Source organism: Fulvivirga kasyanovii, assembly GCF_009711405.1.
GTDB classification, from domain to species: Bacteria; Bacteroidota; Bacteroidia; order Cytophagales; family Cyclobacteriaceae; genus Fulvivirga; species Fulvivirga kasyanovii.
In genome coordinates, this window is record NZ_SMLW01000610.1 from 1 (window position 1) to 8,335 (window position 8,335).

Annotated in this window: 5 protein-coding genes; all 5 read left to right on the forward strand. The window is 44.4% G+C overall.

The annotated features are described in order from the left end of the window. Nucleotides 1-664: 664 nt before the first annotated feature. On the forward strand, nt 665-4,624 hold the full coding sequence (locus E1163_RS19015) for a GEVED domain-containing protein (protein ID WP_155174048.1): 3,960 nt from the start codon (nt 665-667) through the stop codon (nt 4,622-4,624). 258 nt (nt 4,625-4,882) lie between these two features. Continuing rightward, nucleotides 4,883-6,103, forward strand: a complete 1,221-nt coding sequence (locus tag E1163_RS19020; protein ID WP_155174049.1) for an NAD(P)/FAD-dependent oxidoreductase — start codon at nt 4,883-4,885, stop codon at nt 6,101-6,103. A gap of 186 nt (nt 6,104-6,289) precedes the next feature. Next, a complete protein-coding gene (locus E1163_RS19025; protein WP_155174050.1) occupies nt 6,290-6,682 on the forward strand; it encodes a transposase in 393 nt (130 codons plus the stop codon). Nucleotides 6,683-6,690: 8 nt separating this feature from the next. Continuing rightward, nucleotides 6,691-7,617 carry an IS3 family transposase gene (locus tag E1163_RS19030; RefSeq protein WP_246223772.1) on the forward strand — a complete coding sequence of 309 codons (927 nt, stop codon included), beginning with the start codon at nt 6,691-6,693 and terminating at the stop codon, nt 7,615-7,617. Between the two features lie 173 nt (nt 7,618-7,790). Next, the gene (locus E1163_RS19035) at nt 7,791-8,219 is read left to right on the forward strand and encodes an Hsp20/alpha crystallin family protein (RefSeq protein ID WP_155174051.1); all 429 of its coding nucleotides are present in this window, start codon (nt 7,791-7,793) and stop codon (nt 8,217-8,219) included. Nucleotides 8,220-8,335 lie beyond the last annotated feature (116 nt).

Below are 8,335 nucleotides of genomic sequence, written 5' to 3' on the forward strand. Positions count from 1 at the left end.
AATATTCGTAAATGGAAAAGAAGACGGTCGGCATATTTGGTTTAATGAGAATGGGGAAATTGAAGCCTATGCAGATTATTTAAACGGTGAAATGATAAAAAAATAAAAAAAAATAAACGGCTACCTTATAAATAAAATCATAGCCTCACAAAACCAATGCTCAAGCCAGCTACGCCCCATAACCGGAATGTTGAGCACAGTTTCCCTTTCAAATTCAATATCACAGGCCAAACGTAATCCCTTTACAGAAGAAAAACTTTTACTGTGTCTTTCCCTCGCATTACACCATGTAATCAATATCGTATTACTATTGGATAATTTTACATAAGCCATGTCCGTATTTCCTCCTTAAATTGGAGGTTAATATTTCAAGTAGACCCCGATCTGGTTTATTTGAATGAATTTGCAACCTAAAACCAAAAACCCTATGCCCCTTAACAAAACATCAAAATACCATTACCATACATGAACGAGTAATTAACCGCTCGTAGCCGCCCTCCGGCATAATCATGTAAAACTCAAAGTGTACATGGTGACAATGTAATGTCTCCGGCAAGCCATCTGGTTGCAGGCAATGAATTACTGTGCCCTTTCAGCGAGGGCGCCAGGACTACCTATTTATTTTAAACAACTATAAACAACCAAACCCAAACCAATTCTAACTATGAAAAAGAACTATTACTTCACACTACGGAAGTATGTGCTGCTCATGATTTTACTCATGGGAGCCGTTAGTATGAACTACGCCCAAACCAAAAAGCCTTGGGATGTTCTCAGGGAAGGCGGAACCTACGAGGAAATAAAAAGAGCGACAGATGCTTATTACGAAACCCATGATACCGGAAGAGGTAGTGGCTATAAGCAGATGCAGCGCATTTTATATTTTATGAAGCGCCGCAGCCGGCCCGATGGCACAATCATAAGCCAGGATGAAAGCTGGAAAAAATACGCTGCCTTCAAAGCCAAAGCCGCGGCCACCTCGCGTACCAATGCGGTTAATGACTGGTCGCCACTCGGGCCCGGAAGGCTGGAGCAGGTAACCACAAGCTGGGCACCTGGCGTGGGCAGGATACAGGCTTTTGCCCGGTTGGAAAACGACCCCAACCTCATGTATGTCGGATCACCATCCGGCGGGGCCTGGAAATCTACAGACGGAGGTAATTCATGGATACCCATTGCCGATGACCTCGCCGCTATAGGTGTTTCGGATATTGTCATTGATTATACCAACCCCAATACAGTTTATATCACCACCGGAGATCCCGACTCTTGGGACACCTACAGTATTGGCGTTATGAAATCAACAGATGGAGGTGCCACCTGGCAGTCAACAGGCTTGCAACACGACGTGTCTCAAAGCAAGGCCCTCGGCAGGATTATCATGCACCCAAGTAACCCCAATATTTTGCTGGTAGCAGGTTCAGACGGAATTTACAAAACAACTGATGCCGGGGCAAACTGGGCTAAAATTTATAACCAACGTGTATATGATATCGAGTTTAAGCCCGGAGATCCCAATATAGTATACGCTACCGGGCCTAACTTTTTAAAATCAACCAATGGAGGTAATTCATTTTCTGTAGTTACCAGCGGGCTGCCAAGCTCATTTTCTTCTTCGTATAGAGCATTCCTTGCCGTAAGTCCTTCAGCACCCGGTTACGTTTATATTGTTTATGGCATTGGAGCGGGAGCAATATACCGGTCAACAGATAGTGGCAATTCCTTCACCACAAGAAAAAGCTCAGGCAACGGATATAACCTCATGGGATATACCCCGAACGACAACAGCAGCCAGTCCTGGTATGACCTGGATATAGCCGTTTCCCCCACCAATTACAATGAGGTACATGTTGGTGGTGTAGTAACCTACAGGTCACTTGATGGCGGAGCCAACTGGACCCAGACCTCCAAATGGACCCATGTAACCGGCCCAGACGGAGTGCCTGCAGTACACCCTGATATCCACGTTATGGAATACGTGGGCAATACGCTCTATATCGGAAATGATGGTTACCTTGTAGAGACGACCGACCGGGGAGATTCCTGGCTGAACCTCTCCAATGGCATCGCTACACGCCAGTTTTATGGCATAGGAGTTTCCAGACTCGACCATACCATGGTAGCTGGCGGAGCGCAGGACAACGGTACCAGCGTATACAAAAACTCAACATGGTATGAGTGGCTGGGAGCTGACGGCGGAGAAGCCATTGTAGATAAAGACAATACCAATGTAGTTTATGGTACCACCCAAAACGGCGGGTCATGGTATAAAAGTACTTCCGGTGGAGAGAACTCCATCAGCTTAAATGGCCCAGGTACAGGAGCCTGGGTAGTGCCCTATGCCCAGGCGCAGGATGTTTCCGGCACTTTTTACGTAGGGTTGTCGGGAGGAACAATAAAGAAAAGCAGCAATAGCATGCAGTCGTGGCAAAATGCAGGCAGGGCAGGTAATGCAACCATAGAAAGCATAGCTATCGCCCCGTCTAATTCTAACTATATATATGCAGCATCAGAAAACGGTATTTACCGCACCACCAATGGAGGAAGTGGTAACTGGACCAACATCACCAATGGCCTGCCAGCTATAGTCAATTATATCTCGGTGCACCCTGACGATCCGCAAAAAGTAGCAGTAGCTATCAGGGGCTACAGCGGCCAAAAAATATACATATCTACCAATGCAGGTAACAGTTGGACAAATATTTCAGGTACATTGCCAGACATGAGTGCCAACTGTGTAGTATGGCATAAAAACTCAGCCAATGGCATCTATGCCGGTATGGATGTGGGCGTTTATTATAAAGATGACAACACCGGAGGCTGGATCCTGTATTCCCAAAGCCTTCCCAACGTAATTGTCAATGAACTGGAAATCCATGAAACAGCCGGAAAGATCTATGCAGGCACATACGGCCGTGGCCTCTGGGTGGCGGATATATATTCTGGCGGAGGTGCAACAGCCCCGGTAGCGGCCTTTGCTGCTGACCAAACTGTGATTACTGAAGGCGGTAGCATCAGCTTCACGGACCAATCTACCAATTCACCAACCCAATGGAGTTGGAGTTTTCCCGGAGGTACACCTGCGACCAGCACGGAACAAAACCCTGTAGTTACCTACGCAATCGCAGGTATTTATGATGTTACGCTCACCGTAACCAACAGTGCCGGTAACGACACGGAAACTAAAACCGGCTACATCACCGTAGAAGACCCGGGAATAGCATATTGTGCTTCCACCAGTAGCAATTCTTCATATGAGCATCTTGCCAATGTAACCGTAGGAAGCTTTTCAAACCCTTCAGGTGCCACCAATTACTCTGATTTTACCAGTCTCGTTATTCCACTCGCTCAGGGGGGCAACAGCATAGCCCTTACACCAGGATTCAGTGGACAGACCTATCAGGAGTACTTCAGGGTATGGGTTGATTTTAACCAGGATGGTGATTTTGACGATGCCAACGAACTGGCTTTTGATTCAGGGGGTAGCAGTCAGACCGTGCAAGGCACACTTACCGTACCCTCGGGAGCATTGCAGGGTGCCACCAGGCTTCGTGTATCTATGAAGTACAGCGGAGTGCCCACGGCCTGCGAAAGCTTTCAGTATGGGGAAGTGGAGGATTATACAGCCAATATAGGATCCGGAGCTACCCTTCCTGCGCCATCCAATATGTCAGCACAAGCCGTTTCCAGTTCTCAGATTGACCTCTCCTGGAGCGACAACTCTGCGGATGAAGAAGCATTTGAAATTCAGCGTTCTGATAATGGCGGCTCTTATGTCTCCATCACCGAGGTTGGTGAAGGTGTTACATCCTATTCTGACCAGAACCTTCAGGCAGCAACCAGTTACAGCTACAGGGTCAGAGCCAGAAAGCAAAGCAGTTATTCAAGCTATTCAAACAGTGCAAGTGCTACCACGCATCAGGCAGTATCATATTGTGCTGTGACCAATGGCAACCCCTCAGGCCAGTATGTAAGACGCGTCAGGTTTGGAAGCATAGACAACACCACAACCTATGAAGCAGATGGCTACTCAGATTACACCAGTATATCTGCCACCGTGGTTCAGGGTGGTTCGGAAACACTGGTGGTCACTCCGCAATACACCTGGGCAGGATCAAGGGCCAAGGCATGGATAGACTGGAATAAAGATGGGGATTTTAATGATGCAGGTGAAGAAGTGCTGAGTGGAGTAGGAGCCTCTGCATCATATTCATCTACCGTGTCGATCCCTTCCGGAACCAGTGGGGTCTACAGGCTAAGAGTGAGGACTACCTACGGAGAAACTCCAACGCCATGCAATGACCAGTACCATAGTGAAATGGAAGACTACACCATCAACGTGTCTCCGTCAGCAGTAGCACCGCATCGGCAAGAAGAGGTCACTGCCGAAATCAGGCAACTGGTGGTATATCCTAACCCGACTCAGAAAACCATTTATATCAGGCTAACCGGAGCGCAAATGGAAAACGCAAAAGTGAGCGTGTTGAATGTAGCAGGAAAGATAGTCTATGAAAGCAATTACGCAGGCGAGCCTATTCACCTCGACAGGCTGGTCAAAGGGGTTTATATTGTGAAACTGATGGTAAATGATAGCAGCTATGAGCAGAAAATAATCCTGGAGTAGGTTACTTAATTTACGCTTTTGACAGTTTAATCTGTCGATTAAATGAGGTGCCCCGGAAGTTATCCTGCCTGATTTGGAGAGGAGGCTTTGGGGCACCTCTTTATATTAAGGTATCAATGGAGTTATTGAAGAGCCTCAAAAAAGGTAAAAAGTCACTTTAATTCCTGATGACTGTCATCGTTTGGCTGGCTTGCAGAGTTTAATTTTACTATTAGTTAAAATCAAAGTTCTCAATTAAACGCAGCTACCTGCAGAGCCATGAAAAATATTGTCATTCTCGGAAGCAATTTTGCCGGTTACACTGCAGCGATGCAACTGGTAAAAAAACTCAAAGGCAAAAGGAATGAGTACAAAGTGATCGTAGTATCACCAAGTCACGACTTCCTTTATGTACCCTCATTGATATGGGTGCCTTTCGGACGCAGAAATATTGAAGATATCAGGTTTGACTTCAGAAAAATATTCAAAAACAATCATATTGAATTTATTGAAGCACCTGCTGAAAGTGTTGACCCTGAAATAAATACTGTATACCTGCCTGAGGGAAAAACACTGACCTACGAATACCTCGTGGTGGCTACCGGTGTGAAAATGAACTTCGGTGTGGTGGATGGTCTGAAGCCGGAAGACAACAAGATCCAGAATATTGTAATCCCCAAACTTGCCATGAAAACCAGGGAAGCCTTTGAGAAGCTGGTCAAAGACCCCGGTCCTGTCGTGGTAGGAGCCACCCAGGGAGCGAGTTGTATGGGCGCAGCATACGAATACCTTTTTAATATGGATAAAGAGCTTCGTCTCAGGGGAGTAAGAAAACAAGTAAAACTCTACTGGATCACTCCGGAGCCTTATCTTGGAAATTTTGGTATAGACGGCATGCCAGGTGGAGAAAAGATGTTGAAAATGTTCATGAAACTCTATAACATCGAATGGATCACCGATGCCAGTATAGCAAAGATCGAGGACAACAAAATTACATTAAAAACAGGAGAGGAGCTGCCATACAAAATGGCCATGCTGATGCCTCCTTTTGAAGGGGCGGATGTAATGAAAGCCAGTCCGAAACTGGTAGATGCAAAAGGATTTGTAGAAGTGACAGGCACATACCAGCACATTAAATATGAAAATGTATTTGCAGCCGGCCTTGCAGTCAAAGTTGCCCCTCCTTTCGAAATAGTTAATACACCTTTTGGCGTACCCAAAACAGGCTACCCCAGTGATGTAACGGGTAAAATTGTTGCAGGCAATATTATTAAGCTGATCAATGGAAAAACAAAGCTGGTGAGCAAAGAATGGGGCAGGATTCCCGCACTATGTGTAATGGATGCAGGGCACAAAGAGATATATCTCATTGCCAATCACCTCTTCAAGCCGCGTCAGTTTGCAGTACTGCTGCCCAACATTTTCAATGACCTCGGCAAAGTGTTTCTGGAAAAGTACTTCATATGGAAAAACAGGAACGGATACGCCTGGCTACCATAAGGTAATAAATTAGGTTAGGTTGAACAGAGCCGCCGGATGGTGATACATCCGGTGGCTTTTTATTTAAGCTGTGTTAATATACAGAAGCAGTCGACAAGCAACACCAAGCAAACCACCAACATCAATACCCAGCAGCCAATGCCTGTCCGTCCCTGATATAGGTTGACACAATTTAAAGTGAAAACCATGTCAAAAAAAATTAAATTAACCAGGCGTAGGGAGTTTAGCAAAGATTTTAAACGAGCTCGAATAAGAGAATATGAGAGCGGAGAGTATACGGTCAGAGAATTATCACGGCTGTTTGATATTCAGACTACGGTTATTTATCGCTGGATACACAAGTATTCAAGCTATAACCAAAGATCCACGGTAATAGTAGAAATGAAAGACAGTGCTACAAAAAGGTTGAAAGACTATGAGAAGCGAATAGCTGAACTTGAACGAGCTCTGGGTCAGAAGCAACTAAATATCGAGTATTTAGAAAAAATGATTGATTTAGCCAGGGAGCAATTTGGGATCGATTTGAAAAAAAACTCAGATACCCCACCCTCGAATGGTTCTCAGCAAGGAAGGGAATAGGCTTTTCTATGGAAGAACTATATCAAGTGGCAGGGGTGAGCAGGCAGGCTTATCATCAACATCGGCAAAAAGAAACAAACAGGCAGATTCTTTTACTGGAATTAGAAGAGCAGGTAAAATTAATCAGGGCTGAGCATCCGGGCTGTGGTCTGGAAAAGATCTATCGGAGTCTGCGCCCTGCCTGGATTGGTAGGGATCGGTTTATCTCCACATTTCAATCCCTGGGCTACGGAGTTGTAAAAAGGAAGAACTTTCAAAGAACTACTATTCCCACACATATCCGTTTTCCTAACCTGATCAGTGGGATGTTGGTGTATGCAGCAGATGTAGTGTGGCAAACTGACATTACTTATTTCTATTGTAATGGCAGGTTTTACTATCTGGTTTTTATAATAGATATCTATACCAAGGTAATTAAAGGATATGCTGTTAGTGATCACATGAGAGCTGAAGCCAATATCTCTGCCTTAAAAATGGCTTTGAAGTCATCAGGAACAGACCTGAGTAAACTGATTCACCATTCTGACAGAGGTAGTCAGTACGTGGATCTGCAATACCAAAAGCTGCTTAAAGACAGAGATATTAAGATTAGTATGGGGATTTGCGCTCAGGATAATGCCTATGCAGAAAGAATCAATGGAACCATAAAAAATGAATATTTGAAGCTTTGGAACATAACTTCTTTCAGGCAGTTGCAAAAAGAAGTGAGGAGAGCAGTTTACCATTATAATAACAAAAGAATTCACAACCATTTACCAAATGATATGAAACCTATACAATTCCAAAGAGAATTAGTAAGTTTAAGTGACCAAGATAGACCGAAGGTGATTGTTTATGCCGAAGGTAATTGTAAAATCAGAGAGGCATCGAACCTCTCTGATTTTAGATCAAGAAAAGAACCTCAGGTTCATGATTGTCCGATAGTAATTTGTTAGTCAAACCTGTCAACCGTATTCAGGGATTGTCAACAAGAAACCAGTAACCAGAGACCAGCACCCAGCCACCAGCCACCAAAAACCGTGACCAAAATCATTCCCACTCATGACGCAAGTCGCTCATCCCAATGAGTAGAAAGGGTAAATTTGATTAAACCAAAAGTTAAATTGCCATGGGACTATTAAAACAGCGAACAGGACCCTTCCATAGAATAGGCGACAGGTATGCTTCATTCTTTGACTTTGATCATTTTATGGGAAGGAGTGCTTTTGAAGACAGTTGGATGGTAAAACCACCAACCAATGTCAAGAAGCAGGGAGAAGTACTTATTTTTGAATTGGCCGTACCCGGGTTCAATAAAAATGAAATAGACCTGGAGGTAAAAAATGATATACTTTACGTATCAGCCAGGAAAAAAGAGGCGGATAAGGCAAATTATGTCAAAAAGGAAGTGCCAACGCAAATATTCAGCCAGGTAATCAACCTGAAGCCTGATATTGACCAAAGTAAGATCAAAGCCACCCTTAATAATGGCATCCTGAGGCTGGAAATCCCGCAGCAAGTCAATGGGAAGAAAACCAAAACTATTCAGGTGGTATAACCAAGGATTAAGCATAAAACCCGGGAGTGAATGGATTGGACAGTAAAACTAGTAATGTGAAACTTGCCTCTGAAATCATTGTTTGAATTATACGAGTTTGCTTACTGCTTTTGCCG